This window comes from Jiangella alkaliphila (assembly GCF_900105925.1).
Classification (GTDB): Bacteria; Actinomycetota; Actinomycetes; order Jiangellales; family Jiangellaceae; genus Jiangella; species Jiangella alkaliphila.
Window position 1 is genome coordinate 1,191,216 of sequence record NZ_LT629791.1, and the last position, 25,295, is coordinate 1,216,510.

Annotated in this window: 23 protein-coding genes and 1 pseudogene; 16 read left to right on the forward strand and 8 right to left on the reverse strand. The window is 72.4% G+C overall.

From position 1 onward, the window contains the following. Positions 1 to 4: 4 nt before the first annotated feature. The 4 genes from BLV05_RS05585 to BLV05_RS05600 all read right to left on the reverse strand — a co-directional run bounded on the left by BLV05_RS05585 (position 5) and on the right by BLV05_RS05600 (position 5,749). Positions 5 to 400: a roadblock/LC7 domain-containing protein gene (locus tag BLV05_RS05585; RefSeq protein WP_046767008.1), complete on the reverse strand. Its 396-nt coding sequence runs from the start codon at positions 398 to 400 to the stop codon at positions 5 to 7. Beyond that, positions 397 to 3,507 (reverse strand): sensor histidine kinase, encoded by a 3,111-nt coding sequence (locus tag BLV05_RS05590; protein WP_052762144.1) that lies wholly within the window; start codon positions 3,505 to 3,507, stop codon positions 397 to 399. The genes BLV05_RS05585 and BLV05_RS05590 overlap by 4 nt, the downstream gene beginning before the upstream one ends. Positions 3,508 to 4,028: 521 nt before the next feature. Then, complete coding sequence (locus tag BLV05_RS05595; protein ID WP_046767007.1) at positions 4,029 to 5,108, reverse strand: inositol-3-phosphate synthase; 1,080 nt, start codon at positions 5,106 to 5,108, stop codon at positions 4,029 to 4,031. After that, entirely contained in the window at positions 5,105 to 5,749 is a 645-nt protein-coding gene (locus BLV05_RS05600; protein WP_046767006.1) for a PadR family transcriptional regulator, read from the reverse strand. Before BLV05_RS05600 ends, BLV05_RS05595 begins: the two co-directional genes overlap by 4 nt. A 280-nt stretch (positions 5,750 to 6,029) precedes the next feature. Here BLV05_RS05600 and BLV05_RS05605 point away from each other — a divergent pair, with 280 nt between their 5' ends. From BLV05_RS05605 to BLV05_RS05620, 4 genes are all read left to right on the forward strand, one after another. Continuing rightward, a complete protein-coding gene (locus BLV05_RS05605) occupies positions 6,030 to 8,432 on the forward strand; it encodes a transglycosylase domain-containing protein (protein WP_052762143.1) in 2,403 nt (800 codons plus the stop codon). Between the two features lie 61 nt (positions 8,433 to 8,493). Beyond that, entirely contained in the window at positions 8,494 to 9,912 is a 1,419-nt protein-coding gene (locus tag BLV05_RS05610) for a glycosyltransferase family 87 protein (protein ID WP_052762142.1), read from the forward strand. Next, positions 9,909 to 11,051, forward strand: a complete 1,143-nt coding sequence (locus BLV05_RS05615) for a mannosyltransferase family protein (protein WP_046767005.1) — start codon at positions 9,909 to 9,911, stop codon at positions 11,049 to 11,051. Before BLV05_RS05610 ends, BLV05_RS05615 begins: the two co-directional genes overlap by 4 nt. A 142-nt stretch (positions 11,052 to 11,193) precedes the next feature. Further along, positions 11,194 to 11,640, forward strand: a complete 447-nt coding sequence (locus tag BLV05_RS05620; RefSeq protein ID WP_046767004.1) for a hypothetical protein — start codon at positions 11,194 to 11,196, stop codon at positions 11,638 to 11,640. Positions 11,641 to 11,807: 167 nt separating this feature from the next. Here the strand turns inward: BLV05_RS05620 and BLV05_RS05625 are convergent, their stop codons facing one another. From BLV05_RS05625 to BLV05_RS05635, 3 genes are read right to left on the reverse strand one after another with little or no spacing between them, the layout of a single operon-like run. Beyond that, entirely contained in the window at positions 11,808 to 12,851 is a 1,044-nt protein-coding gene (locus tag BLV05_RS05625) for an alanine racemase (RefSeq protein WP_046767003.1), read from the reverse strand. 5 nt (positions 12,852 to 12,856) lie between these two features. Next, positions 12,857 to 13,996, reverse strand: coding sequence for a lipid II:glycine glycyltransferase FemX (locus BLV05_RS05630; RefSeq protein ID WP_046767002.1), 1,140 nt, complete (start codon positions 13,994 to 13,996; stop codon positions 12,857 to 12,859). Between the two features lie 40 nt (positions 13,997 to 14,036). Next, a complete protein-coding gene (locus tag BLV05_RS05635) occupies positions 14,037 to 14,645 on the reverse strand; it encodes a YceI family protein (protein ID WP_046767001.1) in 609 nt (202 codons plus the stop codon). 76 nt (positions 14,646 to 14,721) lie between these two features. On the opposite strand from BLV05_RS05635, the gene BLV05_RS05640 reads away from it, so the two are divergent. Next, a complete protein-coding gene (locus BLV05_RS05640) occupies positions 14,722 to 15,237 on the forward strand; it encodes a MarR family winged helix-turn-helix transcriptional regulator (RefSeq protein ID WP_046767000.1) in 516 nt (171 codons plus the stop codon). On the opposite strand, the gene BLV05_RS05645 is transcribed toward BLV05_RS05640, so the two are convergent. Further along, positions 15,224 to 16,012: a deoxyribonuclease IV gene (locus BLV05_RS05645; RefSeq protein ID WP_046766999.1), complete on the reverse strand. Its 789-nt coding sequence runs from the start codon at positions 16,010 to 16,012 to the stop codon at positions 15,224 to 15,226. The two genes, BLV05_RS05640 and BLV05_RS05645, sit on opposite strands and share 14 nt — an antisense overlap. A gap of 58 nt (positions 16,013 to 16,070) precedes the next feature. Between BLV05_RS05645 and BLV05_RS05650 the strand changes: the two genes are divergently transcribed. The 11 genes and pseudogenes from BLV05_RS05650 to BLV05_RS05700 all read left to right on the forward strand — a co-directional run bounded on the left by BLV05_RS05650 (position 16,071) and on the right by BLV05_RS05700 (position 25,266). Beyond that, complete coding sequence (locus BLV05_RS05650; RefSeq protein WP_046766998.1) at positions 16,071 to 16,496, forward strand: hypothetical protein; 426 nt, start codon at positions 16,071 to 16,073, stop codon at positions 16,494 to 16,496. A 180-nt stretch (positions 16,497 to 16,676) separates the two neighbouring features. Then, positions 16,677 to 16,967 carry a 30S ribosomal protein S6 gene (gene rpsF / locus BLV05_RS05655; RefSeq protein WP_046766997.1) on the forward strand — a complete coding sequence of 97 codons (291 nt, stop codon included), beginning with the start codon at positions 16,677 to 16,679 and terminating at the stop codon, positions 16,965 to 16,967. 12 nt (positions 16,968 to 16,979) lie between these two features. Further along, positions 16,980 to 17,525, forward strand: a complete 546-nt coding sequence (locus tag BLV05_RS05660; RefSeq protein WP_046766996.1) for a single-stranded DNA-binding protein — start codon at positions 16,980 to 16,982, stop codon at positions 17,523 to 17,525. 125 nt (positions 17,526 to 17,650) lie between these two features. Continuing rightward, the gene (gene rpsR / locus BLV05_RS05665) at positions 17,651 to 17,887 is read left to right on the forward strand and encodes a 30S ribosomal protein S18 (RefSeq protein WP_026877935.1); all 237 of its coding nucleotides are present in this window, start codon (positions 17,651 to 17,653) and stop codon (positions 17,885 to 17,887) included. Positions 17,888 to 17,904: 17 nt separating this feature from the next. After that, complete coding sequence (rplI, locus tag BLV05_RS05670) at positions 17,905 to 18,351, forward strand: 50S ribosomal protein L9 (protein ID WP_046766995.1); 447 nt, start codon at positions 17,905 to 17,907, stop codon at positions 18,349 to 18,351. Positions 18,352 to 18,512: 161 nt separating this feature from the next. Beyond that, on the forward strand, positions 18,513 to 19,091 hold the full coding sequence (locus BLV05_RS05675) for a TetR/AcrR family transcriptional regulator (protein ID WP_046766994.1): 579 nt from the start codon (positions 18,513 to 18,515) through the stop codon (positions 19,089 to 19,091). 22 nt (positions 19,092 to 19,113) lie between these two features. Then, positions 19,114 to 20,373, forward strand: coding sequence for a sensor histidine kinase (locus BLV05_RS05680; protein ID WP_052762141.1), 1,260 nt, complete (start codon positions 19,114 to 19,116; stop codon positions 20,371 to 20,373). Between the two features lie 5 nt (positions 20,374 to 20,378). Next, the gene (locus tag BLV05_RS05685) at positions 20,379 to 21,020 is read left to right on the forward strand and encodes a response regulator (RefSeq protein WP_046767221.1); all 642 of its coding nucleotides are present in this window, start codon (positions 20,379 to 20,381) and stop codon (positions 21,018 to 21,020) included. A gap of 191 nt (positions 21,021 to 21,211) precedes the next feature. Further along, positions 21,212 to 22,309 carry a hypothetical protein gene (locus tag BLV05_RS05690; protein ID WP_052762140.1) on the forward strand — a complete coding sequence of 366 codons (1,098 nt, stop codon included), beginning with the start codon at positions 21,212 to 21,214 and terminating at the stop codon, positions 22,307 to 22,309. Between the two features lie 229 nt (positions 22,310 to 22,538). Continuing rightward, positions 22,539 to 24,086: pseudogene (locus BLV05_RS05695) on the forward strand (phosphoketolase family protein); the annotation flags it as partial. Positions 24,087 to 24,126: 40 nt separating this feature from the next. Beyond that, positions 24,127 to 25,266 carry a winged helix DNA-binding domain-containing protein gene (locus BLV05_RS05700; protein WP_046766993.1) on the forward strand — a complete coding sequence of 380 codons (1,140 nt, stop codon included), beginning with the start codon at positions 24,127 to 24,129 and terminating at the stop codon, positions 25,264 to 25,266. Positions 25,267 to 25,295: the final 29 nt, after the last annotated feature.

Consider the following 25,295-nt stretch of genomic DNA (forward strand, 5'->3'; position numbering starts at 1 on the left):
TTTCTCACCCCACCCGGGTGGCCGGGTTGAGGACGGCGCCCACGCGCTCGACGAGGAGGGCCATTTCGTAGCCGACCTGCCCGAGGTCGGCTGTGGAGGCAGCCAGGACGGCCAGGTGTGCGCCGTCGCCGACCGCCATGACCAGCAGGAAGCCGTTGCTCATCTCTACCAGGGTCTGCTGGACCTCGCCGGCGCCCAGGATCAGCGAGGCGCCGACCGTGAGACTGGCCAGGCCGGACACCACCGCAGCGAGCTGTTCGCCGCGTTCGCGCGGCATGCCCGTGGAGCCGGCCAGGTGCAGGCCGTCGGCCGACACGACGACCGCGTGCGCCGCGCCCGTGGTGCGGTCGACGAACCGGTCGAGCAGCCAGCCAAGCTCGTCGCTGGAGGCGTTGGTCACGAATCGCTCCTCTCGGGGTCACTGGGTCGTTTCGGAACCCAGCCACCGGTTTCCTCCCGGCCACGCCCGACACCTCGCTGCAGGCTGGCCAGTGTCGAGGCCACGTTACTCGCGTCCTTGGCCGCGGCCGCAGGGCGCTCGGGCCGTTCGGTGTCGTTCAGCTCGGCGATGGAACCCGGCACCAGCGAGGCGCCGCGGCGCCGCAGCGGGAGTCCGGACGCGCTGAGCGCCGGCTCGGCCTGTGCGACCGGCTCGGGCACCGCCGCCGGAGTCTCGCGTGCCCAGCCCGAACCCGGCTGCGGAGAGGTCTGGATGGGCTCGGTGTCGCGCTGCACGGCGCGGGCGCTGGCGGCCTCCTCGGCCGAGCGCAGCGCTTCGGCGGCCCGCCGCCAGCCCTCGTCGGCCGGGCTGGACCAGTCGTCGGCGGCCGAGTCGCTGCCCGACCGGCTGAACCAGGCCGAGGCGACGGAGTCGTAGATGGGCGAGTCGCTCTCGGGGAGCACCGGCTCGGGCGCGCGCAGCGAGGAGCGAGCGGCGGCCGGCCGGGCCGGCGGTGCGGCGGGCGGCGGCGGTGCGGGCTGGCGGACCTCGGGCCGCGGCTCCTGACGGGGCTCGCGGGTCGGCAGCGCCGAGCCCGTGCCGTTGGTCAGCGGCTGCCGCCATGCCTCGTCGGACCGCGCGCCGTGGTCGGTCGTGACGCGGCGCTCACCGGTGTCGGAGAGCCGGCGCTCGCCCGTCTCGGTCAGCCGGCGTTCGCCGGTGTCGCCGATGCGGTGCTCGCCGGTGTCGGACGGCGAGTAGCGGGTCTCGGCGGTGATGGGCGCGATGCGGTGCTCGCCGGTGTCGGGACGCAGCCGCGACTCCTCCGGGCTGGGCCAGGTGGGCCGGCCGGCGTCGACGGCGGGCGCGGGGTCGGACGCCTGCGGCAGGTCGGTCTGGGCGGAGGCGTCGATCGGGTGGCGGGTCTCGGCGGGCCGGTCCTCGCGGCGCGGCAGCCCGGCCGCGGTGATCGAGGAGACCGGCAGCGACGGCGAGGACTCCTCGCGGCGGAACGGCGTGGGGCTCGGGTCGAGGTTCCACGGGTCGATTCCGCCCGGCTGCGGCGCCGCGGGCTCGGCCGGCACCGGCGGGATGACGCCTTCGCTGGTGTCGAGCGGCGAGAGGATCAGGTGCGCCGGGAGGTCGACCTGCGCGGCCGTGCCGCCCTCGGGTACCGGCTCGAGCCGCACCTGGATGCCGTGCTTGGCCGCCAGCCGGGCGACCACGTAGAGGCCCAGGGTGCGGGAGGCCGCGACGTCGATGTCACCGACGTTGCGCAACCGCTCGTTGAGCTCGTCGAGCTGGCCGGCGGGGATGCCCAGGCCGGAGTCGGAGACCTGCAGGCGCAGGCCGCCGCCGAGCAGCGGCTGGCTGGTGACCCGGACCGGCGTGGCCGGAGCGGAGAACTCGGTCGCGTTGTCGATCAGCTCGGCCAGCAGGTGGGCGATGTCGTCGACGGCCCCGGCGGTGATGAGGTCGGTCGGCATGACGCCGAACTTCACCCGCGGGTACTGCTCGACCTCGCCGACCGCCGTGCGGACGACGTCGAGGACGCCGGCCGCGCTGGTGTGCTTGCGCATCTCCTCGACGCCGGCGAGGACCAGGAGGCTCTCGGCGTGCCGCCGGACGCGGGTGGCCATGTGGTCGATGCGGAACAGCGTGCTCAGCTGGTCGGGGTCGCGCTCGCGTTGCTCGAGGCCCTCGATCTCGCCGAGCTGGCGGTCGACCAGCGACTGCGTGCGGCGGGAGAGGTTGACGACGATGGTGTCGAGGTTCTGCCGCAGCAGCGCCTGCTCGGCGGCGACCCGGACGGCGGTGGAGTGGACGTCGTTGAATGCTGTCGCGACCTGGCCGATCTCGTCGCGGCCCTCGGCCTGGACGGCGTCGGGCAGGTTGCGGGCCACCAGCGGCCCGTCCTTGTGCACTCGCTCGACCAGCGCCGGCAGCTGGGTCTGCGCGGTCTCGAGCGCCGAGGCGCGCAGCCGGCGCAGCGGGCCGATGATCGACCGCGCCACGACGATGGCGAGGTAGACGGTGAGCGCCAGGACGGCGAGCACGGCGAGCGCGCTGAACAGCGCGGTGACCCGGGCGTTGTCGGTGCGGTCGGCGGCGAGCGTCAGGACGTTGTTGCCGGCCTCCTGCTGGATGTCGCGCAGCGCGTCCAGGCGCTCCGTCGACGCTTCCCACCACTCTGCTGTCGTGACCCGCGGCGCGACGCCGTCGACGATGTCGGCGCGGGCATCGGTGACCGCGCGGTCGGCGACGGAGATCTGGTTGGAGTAGATGCGCATCTGCTCGGTGAAGCCGAGCCCGCGGAGGAACCGGTCGCTCAGGAGCAGCTCCTGCTCGCCCTGGAGCTGCATCGCCTGGTCGCGGTGCGCGTCGGAGGGGGCCTGGTCAGGGGTCATGAAGAAGGCGACGAGGCCGCGCTCCATCGACGCCGCCTCGACCGCCTGGGCGATGTCAGCCACCGCCGCGATCTGGCGCGCCAGCGTCGGGTCGTCCGTGCCGCCGGCGGATGCCGTGGCCAACTGCCGGAGCACAGCGGCGAAACGTTCGTAGCCACCGGTGCCGGAGTCGAACGGAGGGTCGAGGGCGTCGCGCTGCGTGCGGTAGGTGGACTCGCCCTCGGTCAGCCGTTCGACCTCGCGGTCGTACAGGCTGACCGCGGCCTCGAAGCTGGTGCCGAGGTCGTCGCCGCGGCGCTCGTCGACCGCGTCGGACAGCGCGGCGATGGCGGCGTCGGTGTTCTCGCGCGCGGCCGTGACCGACTCGGGGCTGACGCTCGCAGTGGGGTTGTTCTGCAGACCGGTGGTGTCGCGCTCGTCCTGGATCGCCTGCAGCGCCTGGAGCGACACCATGCCGACCTCGGCCAGGCTCTCGGTGCGCGAGGCGGACGACGCTTCGTCGAGCGCGTTGTTGAAGAACAGCGTGCCGAGCACGAGCGTGCCCAGCAGCGGGAGAAGGACCAGTGCGGCGACGCGCGAGCGCACGCTGCGGTCGTGCAGGAAGGACTGCCAGAACGACCGGGAGCCGTCGCCGCCTTCCTTCGCGCGACCGGATTTCACGGCTGGGCGCGGGTCTCCTGGGCGCAGGTTCGTGCGCGCCCGCTTCGTGGCGCCGTCGTTGCTACGGCGTCCTCGGGCGGTCCGCGTCATCGATGATCCTTCCTCTGTCGTCCCCGTGGTCGCTCGCCGGTGAGCGACTCAAGGCCCCTTCGTGGCCGCCGTCGTGCTCCGGGACGCACACGCGCCGCTAGACGACGCTTGCTGCCCGGCAGCGTTCTGTCAATAGGCGACCGATGGGTGAAACACCTCAATCTGGCACACGATCCCACCGGAGCATGACGGAAATGGTAGACGAGCCACGTCAAACTGCCGCACCGACGACGGGATTCTCATCCCTGGGCGGACCGGTGGTCAACGCCGGTAGCTGCGGCGTTCGGGCGCCGGAGGCCCGGCGGACGGTCCGCCGCGCGGCCCGCCGGAGTGTCCGTTCGGCCGATCCTGGACTGGTCCCAACGCCGCCCCCGCCACGCGTGAGGAGCCGGCACCCCAGCGGGGGCGCCGGCTCCTCACGCGTGAACGCGTCAGCGCTCGATCTCTCCACGGATGAACTGCTCGACCTTCTCCCTGCACACGTCGTCGGAGTACTGCTCCGGCGGCGACTTCATGAAGTAGGACGACGCCGAGAGGATCGGCCCGCCGATGCCGCGGTCCATGGCGATCTTGGCCGCCCGGAGCGCGTCGATGACGATGCCGGCCGAGTTCGGGGAGTCCCAGACCTCGAGCTTGTACTCCAGGTTCAGTGGGACGTCGCCGAAGTTGCGGCCCTCGAGCCGGATGAAGGCCCACTTGCGATCGTCCAGCCACGCGACGTAGTCGGACGGGCCGATGTGGACGTTGCGCGGCTCCAGGCCGTCGACCAGCTGTGAGGTGACCGACTGCGTCTTGGAGATCTTCTTGGACTCCAGCCGCTCGCGCTCGAGCATGTTCTTGAAGTCCATGTTGCCGCCGACGTTGAGCTGGTAGGTCCGGTCGACGGTGACGCCGCGGTCCTCGAACAGCTTGGCCAGGACGCGGTGCGTGATGGTGGCGCCGATCTGCGACTTGATGTCGTCGCCGACGATCGGGACACCCGCGGCGGTGAACTTGTCCGCCCATGCCTGGGTGCCGGCGATGAAGACCGGCAGGCAGTTGACGAAGCCGACGCCGGCGTCGATGGCGGCCTGCGCGTAGAACTTCGCGGCCTCCTCCGAGCCCACGGGCAGGTAGCAGACGAGCACGTCGACCTTGGCGGCCTTCAGCGCGGCGACGACGTCGACCGGCTCGCTCTCGGCCTCGGTGATGGTCTCGCGGTAGTACTTGCCCAGACCGTCGAGCGTGTGGCCGCGCTGCACGACGACGCCCGTGGGAGGCACGTCGCAGATCTTGATGGTGTTGTTCTCGCTGGCGCCGATGGCGTCCGCGAGATCCTGCCCGACCTTCTTGGCGTCGACGTCGAACGCGGCGACGAACTCGACGTCACGGACGTGGTAGTCGCCGAACTGAACGTGCATCAGGCCAGGGACCTTCGTCGCCGGGTCGGCGTCACGGTAATAGTGCACGCCCTGCACGAGCGAGGCGGCGCAGTTACCTACGCCGACGATGGCAACACGTACCGAGCTCATCGGCCGTTCTCTCCTTCGATTCCGGTGGGGGGCGCCGGTGGCTCACCGGCCCCTGGGGTGGGCATGGCGCCCTGTGGCCTGCCGATCGAGCGCTGTTCGGCGCTGATCAGGTCGTCGAGCCACTTGACCTCACGCTCGACCGACTCCAAGCCGTGTCGCTGGAGCTCCAGCGTGTAGGCGTCGAGCCGCTCACGAGTGCGCGACAGTGCCGAGCGGAACTGGTCGAGCTTCTCCTGCAGCCGGCTGCGCCGGCCGATGAGGATCCGCATGCGGGTATCGGCGTCGGCCCGCCCGAAGAACGCGAAGTGCACGCCGAAGTGCTCGTCGTCCCAGGCCGAGGGTCCGGTCTGGGAGAGCAGTTCGGCGAAGCGCTCCTTGCCCTCTGGCGTGAGCCGGTAGGCGATGCGGCCGCGGCGGCCGCTGCGATGCGGAACCGGCGACAGGGTGTCGACCGGCTCGTCCTCGGCCAGGTAGTTGTGCCGGACCATCGCCTTGAGGGTCGGATACAAGGTGCCGTACGAGAAGGCTCGCCCCCACCCCAGCAGCGAGTTCACCCTCTTGCGGAGCTCGTAGCCGTGCAGCGGCGCATCGTGCAGCAGGCCCAGGACGGCCAGCTCCAGCGCCTCTGCGCGTTTGCCCACGAGGTACGCTCCCTTGCATCATTGTCAGATCGATGTATCGAACCGATACATCCGTACGATACTTCAGGACGATAGAACGTCCCCGACGTGATCTGCAAGTGGCCCGTCGACATCGGCGTGACGGGTGTGGCGGCTGTGCCGTCACGGGCAGGTTTGAAACGTCCGGGGCGAGAGCAGGATTGGCGTGATCAACCATGGAGCGTCGTAGGCTCTGCATGAATCCGGAGCGCCTCATCGCGCGCACCGGACGGCCGATGTCCCCGACCCGACCGAGAACTCTGTGACGAACCAAGGGCGACGCCGCGCGGGTGGCCGCGCGCGTACAGCCGCGTCCAAGAACGCGGCGCCGAAGACCGCCGCGTCCGCGGGCGCGGTCTCCTCGTCGACCCCTGGACGGGGCGGGAGCAGGCGTTACGCCGGCGGCCGCAACGGCAAGAAGGACGCCAAGGGCCGTCGCAAGGGCTGGCGCAAGTTCGTCACGTGGAAGGCCTTCGGCCTCTACACGCTCGGCATGATGCTGCTCGGCGTCGCCGGCATCAGCATCGCCTACGCCATGACGGACATCCCTGAGGCCAACGCGTTCGCGCGGTCCGAGGCGACCATCGTCTACTGGAACGACGGCGAGACCGAGCTGGGCCGGTTCAGCGCCGAGAACCGCGAGACCGTCGACATCTCCGAGATCCCGCAGGCCTGCCAGGACGCCGTCGTGGCCGCCGAGGACCGCAGCTTCTACGAGAACAACGGCTTCGACCCGGTCGGCCTGGTGCGCGCGGGCATCGGCTACATCCAGAACAACGGGTCGACGGCGGCCGGCGGTGGCTCCACCATCACCCAGCAGTACGTCAAGAACTACTACCTGACGCAGGACCAGACCCTCACCCGCAAGGTGCAGGAGCTGTTCATCTCGGTCAAGATCGACCAGCAGCTGGACAAGGACGACATCCTCGCGTCGTACCTCAACACCATCTGGTTCGGCCGCGGCGGTGTCTACGGCATCCAGACCGCGTCCCGCTCGTACTTCGGCGTGCCGGTGTCCGAGCTCGACACCGCCCAGTGCGCGGCGCTGGCCGGCATCCTGCGCTCGCCGGCGCGCTACGACCCCACGCTGGGCCCGGAGAACACCGAGCGGTTCCAGAACCGGTTCCAGTACGTCGTCGACGGCATGGTCGAGATCGACGCGCTCGACGCCGCGAGCGCCGAGACGCTGGTGCCGCCCGAGGTCGTGCCCGAGCAGAACACCAACATGTACGGCGGCCCCAACGGCTACCTGCTGCAGCAGGTCCGCGACGAGCTGATCGACAACGGCTTCACCGAGGAGCAGATCGACACCGGCGGCCTGCGGGTCGTCTCGACCTTCGACCCGCAGGCGCAGAGCGCGGCCATCCAGGCCGTCGAGGCCGAACGGCCGCAGGAGGACGCCGACGGCGTCCGGGTCGGCCTCGCGGCGGTCACGCCTGGCGACGGCGCCGTCGTCGCGATGTACGGCGGGCCCGACGCCGTCGAGCAGCCGTTCAACGACGCCATCGACGCCTCGGTCCAGGGCGGGTCGACGGTCAAGGCGTTCACTCTGACCGCGGCCCTCGAGCAGGGCATCTCGCTGGAGAGCCGGTACTCCGGCAACACGCTGACCGACCCGATCCTCGGCCCGCCGGTGCACAACCAGGGCGACCAGGAGTACGGCGAGGCCATCGACCTGGTCACGGCCACCGAGAACTCCATGAACACCGCGTTCGTCGACCTCACCATGCAGATCGGCCCCGACTCCGTCGTCGACTCCCAGCTGGCCTCCGGCCTGGCCTACGCGGCCGACGAGGAGGCGGAGATGCGCCAGAACCCGCGCGTCACCATCGGCATCGGCCACGTCCGGCCCATCGACATGGCCGAGGCGTACGCCACGCTGGCCGCGGGCGGCCGGCACGCCGACTGGTACACCGTCCGCTCGGTCACCGAGCCGGGCGGCAACGTCCCGTACAGCGTCGAGCCGGCGCCCGAGTCGGTCCTCGACCCCGGGGTCGTCGCCGACACCACCTTCGCATTGAGCCAGGTGGTCCAGAACGGCAGCGGCCAGGAGGCGCAGAACCTCAACCGGCCGGCCGCCGGCAAGACCGGCACCCATGAGGACCTCACCGCGTGGTTCTCCGGCTACGTGCCGCAACTGGCGGCCAGCGTCGCGATCTTCCGCGGCGACGGCGAGACCGCCGGCACGGTCTCCCTCGACGGCGTCGGTGGCTACGACACCACGACCGGTGGCCGCTTCCCGGCCCGCATCTGGACCGCCTTCATGGCCGGCGCCCTCGATGGCATGGAGATCGAGGAGTTCCCTGAGCCGGCCGAGGTCGGCGAGCCGGTCAACCCCACGCCCACGCCGACGCCCACCCCGACCGAGACCCCTGGCGACGACGAGGGCGGCGACAACGGCGACAACGGCGACGGCAACGACGGCGGCGACGACAACGGTGACGGTGGCGACGGCGGCGACGAGTCCGGCGACGGTGGCGGCGACACGTCCGGCGGGGACGGCGGCGACGAGTCCGGCACCGAGTGGGGCGGCAGCGAGGGCGGCACCGGCGAGACGCCCACCGAAGAACCCACCGAGGAACCCACCGACGAGCCGACGAGCGACGAGAACGGCAACGCCAACGGAGGCGGCGACTGGGGCGACGCCGGGGGCGCCGACCGCTGACCGGCGCACCTGTTGCGGCCAGGTCCGGACAGACGTCAGGTGAGGGTTAGGCTGTCGACTCGTGTCCGTGACGCAGCAGCGCCGCGAGGAGCCCGCCGCGCCCAGCCGTGACGACCCCGTCGTCGCAGGGTTGAGTGAGGTGATCGGCGGGCCGTTCGGGCGCCGGGCGGCCTGGCCGCGGCGCTGGTGGGGCCCGATCCGGGTGGCGCTGCTGGTCGCGGTCGTCGTGCTGGCGATCAGCTACCTGGCCGACGAGCCGTGCCGTGCGGCCGGCTGGGCCGGTCGCGCGGACCGGTCGATGTGGACGTCGCTGTGCTACAGCGACGTCGGGTTCCTGTACCGCGAGCGCGGCTTCGTCGACGGCCTGGTGGCCTACCGCGACAGCCTGCTGGAGTACCCGGTGCTGACCGGCGCCGTCATGCAGGTGACGGCGGTCGCGGCGGCCGGGCTGTACGACACGTTCGGCGGTGGCGGCGAGCTGCCGCCGGCGATCGCCGAGAGCGTCGTCTTCTTCGACCTCACCGCCGTGCTCATGGCCGTCGCCGCGCTGGGCGTGGTGGTCGCGACCGCGCGGACGGTGCCGCGCCGGCCGTGGGACGGACTGCTGGTGGCGGCCTCGCCGCTGCTGCTGCTCAGCGCGTACGTCAACTGGGACCTGCTGGCGGTGCTGGCGACGTCGCTGGCGCTGCTGACGTGGGCGCGGGGCCAGCCGGTGGTCGCCGGGGTGCTGATCGGGCTCGGCACCGCCGCCAAGCTGTACCCGGTGCTGCTGCTCGGCGTGCTGGTGCTGGTGGCGCTGCGGTCGCCGGAGCGGCGCTCCGCCCTTCGCGACGCCGCGCTGGCCGCCGCGGCCGCCGTCGTCGCGTGGTCCGCCGTGAACCTGCCGGTGGCGTGGTGGGCGCCGGACGGCTGGCGCGAGTTCTTCACCTTCAACGTCGACCGCGCCGCCGACTTCGGCTCCACCTGGTTCGCCCTGGAGCTGCTGGCGCCGGACCTGATGCCCGACTCCGTCGACGACCTCGTCCTGGTGTTCGCGGTGGTGCTGCTGGCGCTGATCGCCGCACTGGCCCTGACGGCACCGGCCCCGCCCCGCGTCGCGCAGCTCGCCTTCCTCGCCGTCGCGGCGTTCCTGCTGGTGAACAAGGTGTGGTCGCCGCAGTACTCGCTGTGGCTGCTGCCGCTGGCGGTGCTGGCCCGGCCGCGGGTGCGCGACCTCGCCGTCTGGCAGGTCGCCGAGGCCGTCTACTTCGTACTCGTGTGGCGCTACCTGGCCACGCTCTACGACCCGGCCTCGCCGCTGCTGACGAACGACCAGTACGCGGCGGCGATCGTGCTGCGGATCGCCGGACTGCTCTGGCTCGTTGTCATGGTCGTGCGCGACATCCGCCGTCCCGAGGAGGACCCCGTCCGCCGGTTCCTGCCGCGGCCGCCGGGCTCCGCCGAGCCCCGGCACCGGCGCGGCGGGGTGGTGCCGGCATGACGGCGCGAACGCTGGCGGAGCGGGTGCTCCCGGTCGACCGCGACGCGCTGGGGGTCTGGCTGGCCAGCCGGGTCTCGCTGTGGGTGATTGCCGGCGCCACCGGCTGGATGTTCGTCGCCACGGGCCAGGACGTCGTGCCCGCGCTGGACCGGTGGCAGCAGTGGGACTTCTGGCACTACGCCGGCATCGCCATCCACGGCTACGGCGGCGAGCCCACGGGCGTCCCGAACGAGGCGTTCTTCCCCGGCTTCCCGGGGCTGCTGTGGCTCGGCGCCGAGCTGGGACTGCGCCACGTCACCGCCGGGCTGATCGTGTCGCTGCTGGCCGGCGCCGTCGCCGCGGTGGCGCTGGGCCGCATCGGCGAGCTGGAGGGCGGCCAGCGGATCGGCCGGCTCACCGTCCTCGTCTGGGTGGTGTCGCCGACGGCGGTGTTCCTCGCCGCGCCGTACACCGAGTCGCTGTTCCTGGCGTTCGCGTTCCCGGCCTGGCTGGCGGCGCGCCGGCAGCACTGGCTGGCGGCCGGTGCGCTGACGGCGCTGTCGTGCACGGTGCGGGTCAGCGGCGTGTTCCTGGCCGCCGCCGTCGCCGTCCAGTGGCTGACGACGCGGCGCGAGGCGGTCGAGCGGACCGGCCGGCCGTGGTGGTCCGGGCTCGGCTGGCTGTTCCTCCCGGCGCTGCCGCTGCTGGCGTGGTCGGTGTACCTCGAGTCGCGGACCGGCGACTGGCTGGCCTGGCTGCACGCCCAGGCCGACGGCTGGGACCGGCACTTCTCCTGGCCGTGGACGGCCTTCGACACCACCTGGCAGGCGGCCTTCGGGGGCACCCAGTCGCCCGGGTTCGCCTGGATGTTCCGCGCCGAGCTCGTCGCCATGCTGGTCGGCGTCGTGCTGACGGTGCTGCTGGTGCGCTGGCGGCGCTGGGGCGAGGCGACCTGGGTCGGCCTCCAGGTCATCGCGTTCGGCACGTCGACGTGGTTCTTCTCGGTGCCCCGGGCGTCGCTGCTGTGGTGGCCGCTGTGGGTGACGATCGCCGTGCTGGCGGCCCGCCGGCGCTGGGTCCTGTGGGGCTACCTCGCCGTCTCGGTGCCGCTCATGTCGGTCTGGGCGGCCGCCTACCTGACCGGACGCTGGGCGGGCTAGGGGGTGTCTCCCGGGTCTCGGCCGCAGCGAGGCGCCGCCTGGGCGTCGCGCAGTAGGCCATGGACTCGGGAGACACCCCCTAGGGTTCCGGAGATGGTCGACTACTGCTTCAAGTGGAACCACGCCGACGGCGTCCCCCGGCGTGCCGTTGACCGAAGAGGAGGCGCGGGTCCGGGACGGCGCCGGCGAGGAGTACACGGCCGTCCTGCCGCCCCGGACGGGGACGACGTTCCCGGTCCTGGTCACCCCGGTGTGGAAGACGGGCGTGGTCGCCGTGACGTTCCTCGACGACGTCGGCCGCAAGGCGACCGAGTACACGTTCATGAAGAAGGCCGAGGACCGTCTCTTCCTGACGCGGGTTCACCTGTGGACGTATCCGAACGACCAGCCGGGGCTGCGGCTGTCCGACTCCGCGTCGCACGAGACCGTCCATCTCCGCGAGGACGGCTACGTGAAGCGGGTCGTCAAGAACAAGGTCGAGAACGTCCAGGAGACCGTCGAGTACGACGACGTGCCGGTCGACGCCAACTGGGAGCCGATCCCCTCGTTCGGCGACTACGGGTCGATCGCCCGCTACGAGCGCGACTAGGGCGCGTCTCCCAAGTCCATGGCCTACTGCGCGACGCCCAGGCGGCGCCTCGCTGCGTTCTCGTCAGTCGTCATAGAACCCCGCTATGACTCCCTCCTCGGCCTTGCGAGGCATCCACCTGGACGCCGCTCGCTACGGCCGAGACTTGGGAGACACGCCCTAGTCGGTCAGTCCCAGGCGAGGGCGTCGAAGGTGGTCGTCGTGTAGCGGACCTCGACGCCGGCCTCGTCGCCCACGGAGGGCGGCTCGACGCCGTCAGGGAGCCAGATCATCGAGCACTGCATGTGCGGCGGCTCGGCGAACCAGCGCTGCTTGCCGGCGACGCGGAACGGCGAGAGCGCCCGCCCACCCGCCTCCAGCCCGCCGCGCGCCAGCGCCGACGCCCGCTGACGCAGCGTGCCGGCCGCCGTCGGGGCCTGCAGCGCGATGCCGTGCGCCGTCCCACCCGCGACGACCACCACCGTGCCGTCGCGGCGGGCCCGGCGCTGCCGGTAGCCGTACGTCTCGCCGCGCCGGACCCGGTGCAGGTCGAGGACCGTCGCCTTGGGGGTCAGCCCGGAGCGGTCGCCGAGCCAGAGCGCCGTCGCCACCCGCAGCCGCACCTCGGCGGACGTCGCCTGCCCGACCGTCGCGGCCTGCGCCGCGGTGAGGTGGCTGACCCAGATCGTGCGGGCCGCCGCCGGTACCGCCTCGAATGCCCGCCGGGCCAAGGTCGTCGCCTCGGCGGCGTGGTCGTCGCCCAGCGGCAGGTGCAGCGCGAACCCCTCGAACCGCACGTCGTCGAGCAGCTTCGCGACGTCGGCGAGGTCGCCCGGGTCGATGCCGTGGCGCCGGATGCTCGTCAGCACCTCGACGACGACCCGCGGGCGGGCGGGCGCGGCCGCCAGCTGCCGCAGGTCCTCCAGCCGCGAGACGGTGTGGACGAGGCGGTCGTCGCCCAGCGCGGCGGTCAGCCAGGGCCGCCACGGCGTCAGCACCAGCACGTCGCCGCCGAACTCGCCGGTGGCCGCGGCGACCTCGTCGTACGTGCCGACGGCGAGCGTCGTCACCCCGAGCCGGGCCGCCTCGGCCGCCAGCACGGCGTTGCCGAAGCCGTAGCCGTTGCCCTTGGCGACGGGGACGACGGTGACGCCCGCGGCGGTCGCGTCCTGGACGTAGCGGCGGACCCGGCCGCGCCACTGGTCGGCGTCGATGTGCAAGGTCAGGGACACCGCGGTCAGCTCCGGCGCTTCATGTAGAGGTCGAAGGCAGAATAGAGGACGCGCGAGATGGGCAGGTCCCACTCCCCGAGGTACTCCACGGCCTGCCCGCCGGTGCCCAGCTTGAAGCGGATCAGGCCGGCGTGCGGGTCGTTCTCGGACAGCGTGTCGGTGATGCCGCGCAGGTCGTAGACGGAGCACCCCTCGGCCAGCGCGTCCTGCATCATCCGCCACTGGATCGCGTTGGAGCCGCGGACGTCGCGCTTGGTCGTCGTCGAGGCGCCGTAGGAGTACCAGGCGTGCGTCCCGACCCGCGTCATCGTGGCGGCGGCGACGAGCTCGCCCTCGTGGTGGGCGAGGTAGAGCCGCAGCCGCTCAGGCGCGTCGGCGGTCATCGCGGCCCACATGCCCTCGAAGTACGCGTACGGGCGCGGCGTGAAGTCGTCGCGCTGCGCGGTCTCGGCGTAGACGCGGTGGAACTCGGGCAGGTCGGCGGCGGTGCCGAGCGAGACGACGACGCCGGACTTGTCCGCCTTCTTGATGTTGCGCCGCCACAGCTGGTTGAAGCCCTTGAGGACGTCGTCGGCGTCGCGGCCCTCGAGCGGCAGCTGGAAGACGTGCCGCGGCTGGCCGGCGGCGAACCCGTCGGTGGCCGCGGGCGGACGCCAGCCCAGCGCCGTCAGCTGCTCGGCCAGCGCGGTGCCCGTGGCGGTGGTCTCGTCGGCCGGGACGTCGCGCAGCCTGGCGATGCCGGGGTCGGCGAGGGCGTTCTTGAGGGTGGCGTTGTGCCAGCGGCGGGTCACCACCATCGGCCCCAAGCGCAGGCCGAACGCGCCCTGTGCCTTCACGTGCTCGATCAGCGGGGCCAGCCAGCGCTGCAGGTCGCCGGCGGCCGCGACGCTGTCCCAGTCGATGCTCGGGCCCTCGGGGATGTAGGCGAGGGAACGGCGGATGCGCGGCGCCTTGCGGTACAGCACCAGCGCGACGCCGACCAGCTTGTCGTCGTCGAACCAGCCGACCGAGCGGGACCGCCAGTCGCGTTTGACCACGCCCCACGCCGGTGTCTGGAGGAAGCTGACCGAGGGCCGCTCGGCGATCGCGGCGACGTGCTGGTCGCTCGTGATCTCACGGACGGTGAGGGTGGAGGAGCGTGTCACGGGGCGAGGGTACCCGCTTCGGGTGTGCACCTGAGAACGATCACGAACGTCCGGGAGTGTCCGGTTGTGCCGGGCGGGTGAACTCGGCGTCGATCTCCAGCACCACCGTCTTGCCGATGAGCACGCCGCCGGTCTCGAGCGCCCGGTTCCACGTCAGCCCCCACCGCTCGCGGTCGATCTCGGTGCGGGCGCTCAGGCCGACGACCTGGGCGCCCCACGGGTCGAAGCCGACGCCGTCGAAGCTGGCCCGGAACTCCACCGGCCCGGTGTTGCCGCGGATCGTGAGGTCGCCGGCCAGCACGAACTCGTTGCCGTCGACGTGCGCGATGCGGGTGGACCGGAAGGTCAGCTCCGGATGCTGGGCGACGTCGAAGAAGTCGGCCGAGCGCAGCCGGTCGTCGCGGTCGTCCTCGCCGGTGGCCAGGCTGGCCGTCGCGACGACGACCTCGACGTGCGACGCCGTGGGGTCCTCGCCGATCGTCAGGGTGGCGCGGACGTCGCCGAACCGGCCCTTGATCTGCGTGACCATGAGGTAGCGGACGGCGAACGTCACGTCGGCGTGCGCGGGGTCGAGCGTGAAAACGCCGGCCCCCGGCACGGTGAGCCCGTTCCACGGGTGCAGGTTGCGGGCGGTGTGCGCCTCAGCCATCGCGTGCCCTTTCTCTGGCGATTATGCTTCAACGTTCAATATTTTGCGCCGTCAACCATTGTTAGCATCAGCATCTATGGCGACGAAGCGAATCATCGACGACGACCGGCTCACCGCCGTCGGCCTGCTCGTCGAGGTGCACCGGGGGCTGACCAACAAGTTCGCCACCCGCCTGGCCCACCACGGACTGTCCGAGAACGAACTCGAGATATTGCTGCGCCTGGGCCGCACGCCCAACTGCCAGCTGCGCATGAGCGACCTCGCCGCGCAGACCAGCCTGACCACCAGCGGCGTCACCCGCGTGGTCGACCGGCTGGAGCGGGGCGGCCTGGTGAACCGGGCCAGCTGCGACACCGACCGCCGCGGCACCTGGGCGGTCCTCACCGACGCCGGCCTGGAACGCGTGACCGCCGCCGTCGCCGAGCACATCGAGGACGTCGACCGCTGGTACACCGGCCTGCTGACGCCCGAGCAGCTGAGCGCCCTGGTCGAGGCGCTGCGCATCGTGCGCGACACCGTCCGGCCCGAAGCCGTGGCCGGGGTGGCCGAGGCCGCCCGCGCGCGGCCGCGCATCGCCGCTACCTCGCCTTGACCTGTTCCAGTAGGTAGGCGACGTCGGCGTCCTGGCCCTCGGCCGGCGTCTCGACGACGGCGTCGGTGCCCGCCGCCTCGATGACGGCCACGATGGCCTCGCCGCCGATGCTGCCCGTTCCGATGGTGGCGTGTCGGTCGGCGCCGGAGTCGAACGGGTCGCGGCTGTCGTTGGCGTGCACGAGGTCGATGCGCCCGGTGATGGCCCGCGTCTTCTCGACCATGTCCTCCGGAGCGATGCCGGCCGAGAACGCATGGCAGGTGTCGAGGCAGAAGCCGAACCCGAACTCGCCGACGGCGTCCCAGAGCGCGGCCAGCCGGTCCAGCTTGCGGGCCATGGCGTAGTCGCCGCCGGCGGTGTTCTCGATGAACACCGGCACCTTGGCGTCGAGCTGCTCGGCCGCCTTGCGCCAGTTGTCGACGCCGGCCTGCGGGTCGTCGCCCTTGAGCACGTGGCCGCCGTGCACGACCAGGCCCGCCGCGCCCACCTGCGCCGCGACGTCGACGTGCTGCTGCAGGATCTTGCGGCTCGGGATGCGGATGCGGTTGTTCGTGGTGGCGACGTTGACGACGTACGGCGCGTGGACGTAGACCTTCAGGCCGGCCGCCTCGGCGTCGGCCTTCAGCGCCTCGGCGCCGCCCGGGTAGGCCAGCTTGGGGGCCTTCCAGTCCTGCGGGTCGCCGAGGAAGATCTGCACCGCGCCGGCCCCGTTGGCCTTGGACGTGGAGATGGGATCGCCCTGCTTCACGTGGGCTCCGATGCGCTGCTCAGCCATGCCACAGACGCTACCGCGCCGGTCCGACACCGTGCCCGGTCCCCGTAGGCTCGGATCGATGAGCGGCGAACCCAGTTGGCGGGAGCGGCGGCGCGAGGTCGTCCAGGCCCAGGCCGACGCGCTCGCGCGCAAGCAGGCCGCCGAGACCGAGCGGGCTAAGGTGCTCGTCGCCGAGTTCGTCGCCGCCATGACGGCCGCCGGCGTCGCGCCCGGGCCGCTGCGGGCGCGGGCCGCCGAGGGCGCCGTCCGCTACCAGACCGGGCTGCGCGGGTGGTACGTCCGCCGCAACCGGGCGATGGCGGTGGGCGAGGACGGTGCGTTCTATCTGCTCGACGTGCCGCGCTCGACGCGGTCGCGGCTGCTCGGCGTGCGCATCGCGCCGTCGGACCCGCCGCTGCAGGCCGGCGTGGGCGCCAGGGACGGCGAGTCGATGCCGCTGGAGCGGTTGCTGCGGCAGCGGCTGGAGGCCGGGACCGATTTCTGACGGTTCGGAACCTGCAGGTCAAACCCTGTGGACAACCGAATCGGCGTTTCGGCTCATCGCTGGTAACCTTGCCTGCGGCCCGGTCATGCGCGACCAGCGTGCATCCGACCGGGCCATCGACGTTCAGCCCTCCTGCCACGGAGAGACCGTGGCCGCGAAGACCACAGGAGGTGATCCGGCATGCGTCGCTATGAGGTCATGGTGATCCTGGACCCCGAGTCCGAGGAGCGCACCGTGCAGCCCAGCCTCGAGCAGTACCTCGGGGTCGTACGCGAGTCCGGTGGCTCGGTCGAGAAGATCGACATCTGGGGCCGCCGCAAGCTCTCGTACGAGATCGGCAAGAAGAGCGAGGGCATCTACGCGGTGCTCGACGTCACGTGCGAGGCCGACACCGTGGCAGAGCTCGACCGCCAGCTCGGACTGTCCGAGACTGTGCTGCGTACCAAGGTCGTTCGGCCGGAAGCCCACTGAGAGGGACCACCAATGGCAGGCGAGACCGTCATCACGGTCGTCGGCAACTTGACCGACGACCCTGAGCTGCGCTTCACGCCCAGCGGTGCCGCGGTCGCGAACTTCCGCGTCGCGTCCACGCCGCGCACGTTCAACCGTCAGACCAGCACGTGGGAAGACGGCGAAGCGCTGTTCCTGTCGTGCTCGGTGTGGCGGCAGGCGGCCGAGAACGCCGCCGAGTCGCTGCAGCGCGGCATGCGTGTCGTCGTGACGGGCCGGCTCAAGCAGCGCTCGTACGAGACCCGCGAGGGCGAGAAGCGCACGGTCGTCGAGCTCGACGTCGACGAGATCGGCCCGAGCTTGCGCTACGCCACGGCCAAGGTCACCCGCACCCAGCGTTCCGGTGGTGGTGGTGGCGGTGGCGGCGGCTTCGGCGGCGGTGGCGCTCCTGCCGGTGGTGGCAACGACCCGTGGGCCACTCCGTCCGGCGGCGGCAGCGCGCCGCAGCAGGGCGGCGGCGGCAACGACCCCTGGGGCGCTCCGGCGGCCGGTCCGCCGGCCGACGAGCCCCCGTTCTGAGCACCAGGTAATCAGCGTTCGGGAGCGGCTCTGGAGGCCGCTCCGTTCGAGAACGCGCCCGTCAACCCATCCCGGTCAGCCGCGGCCAGCGAGGCGACCGGGCTCCCCGAAGGAGGAGCACCACGATGGCAAAGCCCCCGCTGCGCAAGCCGAAGAAGAAGGTTTGCGCCTTCTGCAAGGACAAGGTCGACTACGTCGACTACAAGGACACCTCGCTGCTGCGCAAGTACATCTCCGACCGCGGCAAGATCCGCGCCCGTCGCGTCACCGGCAACTGCACCCGCCACCAGCGCGACGTCGCCACCGCGATCAAGAACGCCCGCGAGATGGCGCTGCTGCCGTACACCTCGACGGCTCGCTGAGAAGGGGAGAGGACGCCATGAAGCTGATTCTCACCCAGGAGGTGCCGGGGCGCGGCGCCGCCGGTGACGTCGTCGAGGTCAAGGACGGCTACGGCCGCAACTACCTCATGCCGCGTGGGTTCGCGATGGCGTGGACGAAGGGTGGGCAGAAGGAGATCGACTCCATCCGCCGCGCCCGTTCGGCCCGCGAGTTCGCCGACCTCGACTCCGCTCGTGCGGTCAAGGCGCAGCTCGAGGGCACGGCCGTCAAGCTCGTCGCGAAGGCCGGCGACTCCGGCCGGCTGTTCGGCGCCGTCACCTCGGCCGACATCGCGACGGCGGTCACCGCGTCCGGTGGCCCGGCCATCGACAAGCGCCGCATCGAGGTGGGCAGCCCGATCAAGACGGTCGGCACCCACCGCGTCACGGTGCGCCTCCACCCGGAGGTCGCCGCCAACGTCGCGCTCGAGGTCGTCCCGGCCTGACGTCCGTCTCAGCCGAGGACATCCGAGGTCGTCGGGGGCCCGCGCCGCCAGCAGGAATGCTGGCCCGCGGGCCTTCGTGCGTCGCGACCAGGTCGTTGACGTGGAACCTTTCGCGCAACTGGGTACGTTCACCACACAGCCCCCACCGACGACGGAGCCCCATGCTCGACCGAGACCCGCGCAGCACGCGAATGCGCATCCAGAGCGTCGCCCTGGAGCTGTTCGCGGAGCAGGGGTACGACAAGACGTCGCTGCGCGAGCTCTCCGAACGCCTCGGTCTCACGAAGGCGTCGCTGTACTACTACTTCAAGGGCAAGGACGACATCGTCCAGAGCCTGGTCGACGACCTGCTGACGGCCGTCGACGAGGTGGTCGACTGGTCTCGCGGCCGCGAGCGCACGCCGGAGAACCGGCGCGAGCTGATCGAGCGGTACGCCAAGGCGATCCGCGGGCAGGGCACGCCGCTGCTGCGGTTCCTGATGGAGAACCAGCCGGCGCTGCGCGTGCATGAGTGCGGCGACGCGTTGCGCGAGCGCATGCGGGTGCTGGTCGACTTCGTCGTCGACCCCCGCGACCCGCTGCCGGTGCAGCTGTGTGGCCGCATGGCGTTCTTCGCGCTGCACAGCGGCCCGATGATCATGAGCGACGTCGAGGCGACCACCGACGAGATCTTCGACGCCGCCTGCGCGGTCGCGGTGTCGATGCTGCCCGACGACGACGGCGAGCGCCCGTCATCCTGAGATCGCCTGCGACAATCGGGGCGTGAGGCCGCTCCGGAGCATCGTCGCGCCGCTGTCCGCGCGCCGGCTGGTCCGCCGGGGCGTGCACCTGCTGCTCGGCGGCGTCATCCTGCTGCCGTACGTCCTGCTGATCATCGGGTTCGTGCAGTTGTTCACCGAACCGGGGACGCCGTACGTGCCGGCCGGGGTGCTGGCGGCGGTCACGTTCGTCATCGCGACGGTGCCGCCGTTCCTGCCCGCGATGCGGGCGCTGGAGATCACCGCGACGCGCGGCCTGCTCGACGTCGACCTGCCCGACCCGGCCGCCGACCCGCCGTGGGAGAGCCGGCTGTTCGGTGCCGGCTGGTACGTGCTGCACCTGCTCAGCGGTGGTGCGGCGATGGCGGCGGTGCTGTTCGCCGCGCCGACGTCGGTGCTGCTGGTGGTGCGCGGGCTCGGGTTCGACGACGGCCCCGGGATCGCCGGGCTGGCGCCGCTCGACGACGTCACCGGGGTGTGGGCGGTACTGCTCGGGCTCGGGCTGGTCGTGGCGACGGCGTACCTGGTGGCCGGGCTGGGCGCGCTGCTGGCGTGGTTCGCGCCGCTGCTGCTGGGGCCGTCGCCGGCCGAGCTGCGGCTGGCCATGGAGGCGCAGGCCCGGGAGTTCGCCGAGCGCAACCGGCTGGCCCGCGAGCTGCACGACTCCGTCGGCCACGCCCTGACGGTGACGACCCTGCAGGCGGCGGCCGCGCGCCGGGTGCTCGACTCCGATCCCGAGTTCGCCCGCCGCGCCCTCGTCGCCGTCGAGGAGGCCGGCCGGACCGCCATGGAGGACCTCGACCACGTGCTGGGCGTGCTCCGCGCGGGCGGCACGGCGCCGGACGACGGCACGTCGCCGCAGCGCACGCTCGCCGACCTGCCTCGGCTGATCGACGACACCCGGACCACCGGCATGCGGCTGGAGGCGACGGTCGACGGCGATCTCGCGGCGGTGCCGCCAGTGCTGTCGCGCGAGGCGTACCGCATCGTGCAGGAGGGTCTGACGAACGCGGCCCGGCACGCGGCGCAGCTGCCGGTCCGGCTCCGGGTCGCCGCGACGGCGGACGGGCTGGACATCGACGTGTCGAACCCGCTGCCCGACGGCACGGCGGACGGCAGCGCGTCCGGCCGGGCGAACGGTGGCCGCGGCCTGCGCGGCATGCGCGAGCGGGTGCGGCTGCTGCGCGGCGAGTTGTCCGCGCAGGCCGCGGACGGGGTGTGGCGGGTGCGGGTGCACCTGCCGGGACGGGAGGGCGGCCGGTGACGGACGTGATTACGGTGCTGTTGGTCGACGACGAGCCGCTGGTGCGGGCGGGGTTGCGGGCGATCATCGACGCCGAGCCCGACCTGCGCGTCGTCGGCGAGGCGGCCGACGGCGCCGAGGTCGGGCCACTGGTGACCCGGTCCCGCCCGGACGTCGTGCTGATGGACGTGCGGATGCCGGCCGTCGACGGCATCCAGGCGACCCGGCTGCTCAGCCGCCGCGACGACCCGCCGCGCATCCTCGTCGTCACGACGTTCGAGAACGACGACTACGTGTACGAGGCGTTGCGCGCCGGTGCGCACGGGTTCCTGCTCAAGCGGGCCCGGCCGGAGCAGATCGTGCAGGCGGTCCGGACCGTGGCCCGCGGCGACTCGCTGCTGTTCCCGGCCGCCATTCGCACGCTGGCCGCGTCGCACGGCACCGACGGCGGCGACGCGCTGGCCGGCGCCGGGCTGAGCGAGCGCGAGGCCGAGGTGCTGCGGCTGATGGCGGCCGGGCTGTCCAACGCCGAGATCGCGGCCGACCTCGTCGTCGGCGTCGAGACGGTGAAGACGCACGTCGGCAACGTCCTCTCCAAGCTCGCCGTCCGCGACCGCACCCAGGCCGTCATCGCCGCCTACGAGTCCGGCTTCATCAGCCCCCGCTGACCGATCCTCCACCCAACCCCAAGTTGATCTTGGAGTTCTTCGGCAATTGAGTAGCGAATTGTCCGATAGATGGGCGAACAACTCCAAGATCAACTTGGGGTTGGCCGGGGTGGGGCCCGTCCCTCCCTCGGGGGAGGCGGTTCACCGGACGGCGGGAGGCTGGGGGCGCCGGGCGCGGGCGAAGGTGAGGTATGACTCAGACGATCCTGAACCGGCCCGCGGCGGACTCCGCGCTCCGTGGTGTGCTGCGGCGCTGGCCGGAGTGGGCACCGTGGGCCGCGACCCTGTGGGCGCTCGGCTACGGGCTGACGGCGCTGGGCTGGACGCTCACGGGCGCCGGCTACCCGATCGACCCCACCGACCGCGACAGCAGCATGGCCCTGCTCGGCGACGTGCCGGCCGACGTCGGCGCGCCGTTGTTCGCCGCGGTCGCGTTGGCCGCCGCGGGGACGGGCGCCGTCATGGCCCGCTACCGTCCCGGCGCGTACATCCCTCGCTGGTGGCGCCGGTTCGCCGTCGGACTCGGCGCGACGTTCGCCCTGGTGCTGCTGGTGGTGGTGCCCACGACCCGACTGCTGGCGCTGCTCGGCTACCTGCCGATGATCGTCTTCCGGGCGCCGTTCGACGCCGAGATCCGGGCCGATGTCGCCGCGGCGCTGGGCGTCGAGGACGTGCACCAGCTGGTCGCGCTCGTGGGCGGGTTCCTCTGGGCGGGCGCGACCGTCGCCTATGCGCGGCGGACGGCGGGCAGCTGCGCCCGCTGCGGCCGGCCGGACCGGTCGGCATCGGTCGCGGCGGTGCTTCGCTGGGGCCGGGTCGCCGTGTACGTCGCGGCCGCGATCCCGGCGCTCTACGCGGTGACGCGGTGGGTGTGGGTCGCCGGTGTGCCGATGGGCATGGACGAGCAGCAGTACGACGACGCCCGGGCCGACGGCTCGCTCTGGGCGGCCGCCTGGCTCGGGTCGTTCGCGCTGGTCGGGACCGTGCTGACGCTCGGCCTGGTGCAGCGGTGGGGCGAGGTGTTCCCGCGCTGGGTGCCGATGCTGCGCCGCCGGACGGTCCCGGTCGGGCTCGCGGTGGTGCCGGCGACCTTCGTCGCGGTCCTCGCGACGTCGGGCGGGCTGGGCATGGTGAAGGTGGCCCTGACAGACAGCTGGTTCGGCGTGGAGGACTGGGCCGCCATCGGGCCGACGCTGCTGTGGCCGCTCTGGGGCGTCGCGCTGGGCTGGGGGACGCTGGCGTACTGGCTGCGCCGCCGCGGCCGGTGCGCCGACTGCGGCCTCGGCTGACCGACCTACGATGGGCCGTCGAGGGACGTGCATACCGGCGGCGAATGGGGGCCGGAGGCTCCCACGAGTCGTCGGTCGAGACCGTGAGACGACCGGAGCGCGGGAGCATGGCGTGCACGACCCGAGACATCAGGAGTGTTCAGTGCTGATCGCGTTCTCCGTCGCACCGTCCGGCACCGGCGAGTCCGTGTCCGAGGCGGTCGCCGACGCCGTCGCCGTCGTCCGCGACCGCGCGCACCAGGTGCCGATGAACGCCGTCCGCGGCAACGAGGAGTACACCCGGCTGCTGGAGCAGTGGATGCGCTCCTACCGGCCCGAGGAGCTGTTCGACGACGACGGCCGGCTGCGCGCCGACCTGCGCGAGCTGTCGCCGTCCGGGCCCCGGCGGATGAGCGCGAACCCGCACGCCAACGGCGGCGTGCTCACCCGCGACCTGCGGCTGCCCGACTTCCGTGCGCACGCGGTCGACGTGCCGGTGCCGGGCGGCGCCATCGCCCAGCCGACCCGGGTGCTGGGCGAGTGGCTGGCCGGCGTCGTCACGGAGAACCCGACGAACTTCCTCATCATGGGACCGGACGAGACGGCGTCGAACCGGCTCTCCGCGGCGGTCGACGCGGGCGGCAAGCGCTGGCTGGGCGAGACGCTGCCCATCGACGACTCGCTGTCGCCGACCGGCCGGGTGCTGGAGATGCTGTCCGAGCACCAGTGCCAGGGCTGGCTCGAGGGCTACCTGCTGACCGGCCGGCACGGGCTGTTCAACTGCTACGAGGCTTTCATCCACATCATCGACGCGATGTTCAACCAGCACGCGAAGTGGCTGAAGGTGACCCGCGAGATCCCGTGGCGCGCGCCCATCCCATCGCTGAACTACCTGCTGTCGTCGCACGTCTGGCGCCAGGACCACAACGGCTTCTCGCACCAGGACCCGGGCTTCATCGACCACGTGGTGAACAAGAAGGCCGACGTCATCCGCGTCTACCTGCCGCCGGACGCGAACACGCTGCTGTCGACGTACGACCACTGCCTGCGCAGCCGCGACTACGTCAACGTCGTCGTCGCCGGCAAGCAGCCCGGGCCGCAGTGGCTGACCATGGACGAGGCGATCGCCCACTGCACCCGCGGCATCGGCATCTGGGAGTGGGCCAGCACCGACGGCGGCGAGGGCGAGCCCGACATCGTCCTGGCCTGCGCGGGCGACATCCCCACCGTCGAGACGCTGGCCGCCGTCGACCTCATCCGCCGGCACCTGCCGCAGCTGCGGGTCCGGGTGATCAACGTCGTCGACCTCATGCGGCTGCAGGACGAGGGCGAGCACCCGCACGGCCTGAGCGACCGCGAGTTCGACGCGCTGTTCACGACGGACAAGCCGGTCGTGTTCGCGTACCACGGGTACCCGTGGCTGATCCACCGGCTGACCTACCGGCGCACCAACCACGACAACATCCACGTCCGCGGTTACAAGGAGGAGGGCACCACCACGACGCCGTTCGACATGGTGATGCTCAACGACCTCGACCGGTACCACCTGGTCATGGACGTCATCGACCGCGTCCCCGGGCTGGCCGCCGAGCAGGCCGTGCTGCGGCAGCGGATGACCGACGCCCGGCTGCGGGCCCGGCAGTACACCCGCGAGCACGGCACCGACCTCCCCGAGGTGGCCGAGTGGGCCTGGCCCGACGCGCGCGCCCGCGGGCTGCCGGGCACGGCCGGCGACGACACCGCGGCCGACTTCGAGGCGGCGCCCGCACCGGTACAGGGCGAGCGGACCGGCGGCTGACGCGGCCCGGGCTGTCGGACCGTCCGGGCAGAATGCCGCCATGACGATGACCGCCCGGGCGCTCAACCGCGCCACGCTGGCCCGGCAGCTGCTGCTGGAGCGTGCGCGGCTCGACGTCGTCGACGCGGTCGGGCGCCTGGTCGCGCTGCAGGCGCAGCACCCGGCGTCGCCGTACGTCGCGCTGTGGAACCGGCTCGACGGCTTCCACCCGGCCGACCTCGACGCCGCGTTCGCCGAACGAGCGCTGGTCAAGGCGACGCTGATGCGCATCACGCTGCACGCCGTGCCGGCCGGCGACTATCCGTCCTGGCAGCGGGCCATGCAGCCGACGCTGCGGGCGGCGCGGCTGAACGACCCTCGGTTCCGGGTGAGCGGGCTGAGCCATGCCGACGCCGAGGCCGCCATCCCTGACCTGCTGGAATTCGTCGCCACGCCGCGCAGCGGGGCCGAGTGCGAGGCGTGGCTCACCGAGCGGCACGGCGCGCCGATGAAGGGGTTGTGGTGGGCGCTGCGCCAGTTCGGGCCGGTGCAGCACGCGCCCACCGGGCCGCCGTGGTCGTTCGGCACCCGCCCGGCCTACGTCGCGGCCGCCGACCCGCCGGCCATCGCCGACGCCGAGACCAGCGCGGCCGCCCAGGTAGAGCTCTTCCGCCGCTACGTCGCCGCGTTCGGTCCGGTGTCCATGCCCGACTTCGCGCAGTTCGCGCTGCTGAACCGCGCGCCGGCCAGGGCCGCCGTCGACGCCGTCGCCGGCGAGCTGACCCGGTTCGACGGCCCGGACGGCACGGTGCTCTACGACCTGCCCGGCGCGCCGCGGCCCGGCGAGGACGTCCCGGCGCCACCGCGGTTGCTGGCCATGTGGGACAGCGTGTTGCTCGTGCACGCCGACCGCGGCCGCGTCATCCCGCCCGAGTACCGCAAGCTGGTCACCCGCACCAACGGCGACACCCTGCCCACGCTGCTGGTCGACGGCTTCGTCGCGGGCGTGTGGCGGCCGGTCGACGGCGGCATCGAGGCCACCGCGTTCCGGCCGCTGTCCGACGCCGACTGGGACGGGCTGGCGACGGAGGCCGCGTCGCTGTCCGCGTTGCTGGCCGGCCGCGAGCCCACGGTCTACCGCCGCTACGACCGCTGGTGGGCCGGATTACCGGCGGTCGAGGTGCGCGTCCTGCCATCCTGACCGGGTGTGACGGGCGCGACTGGCGGAAC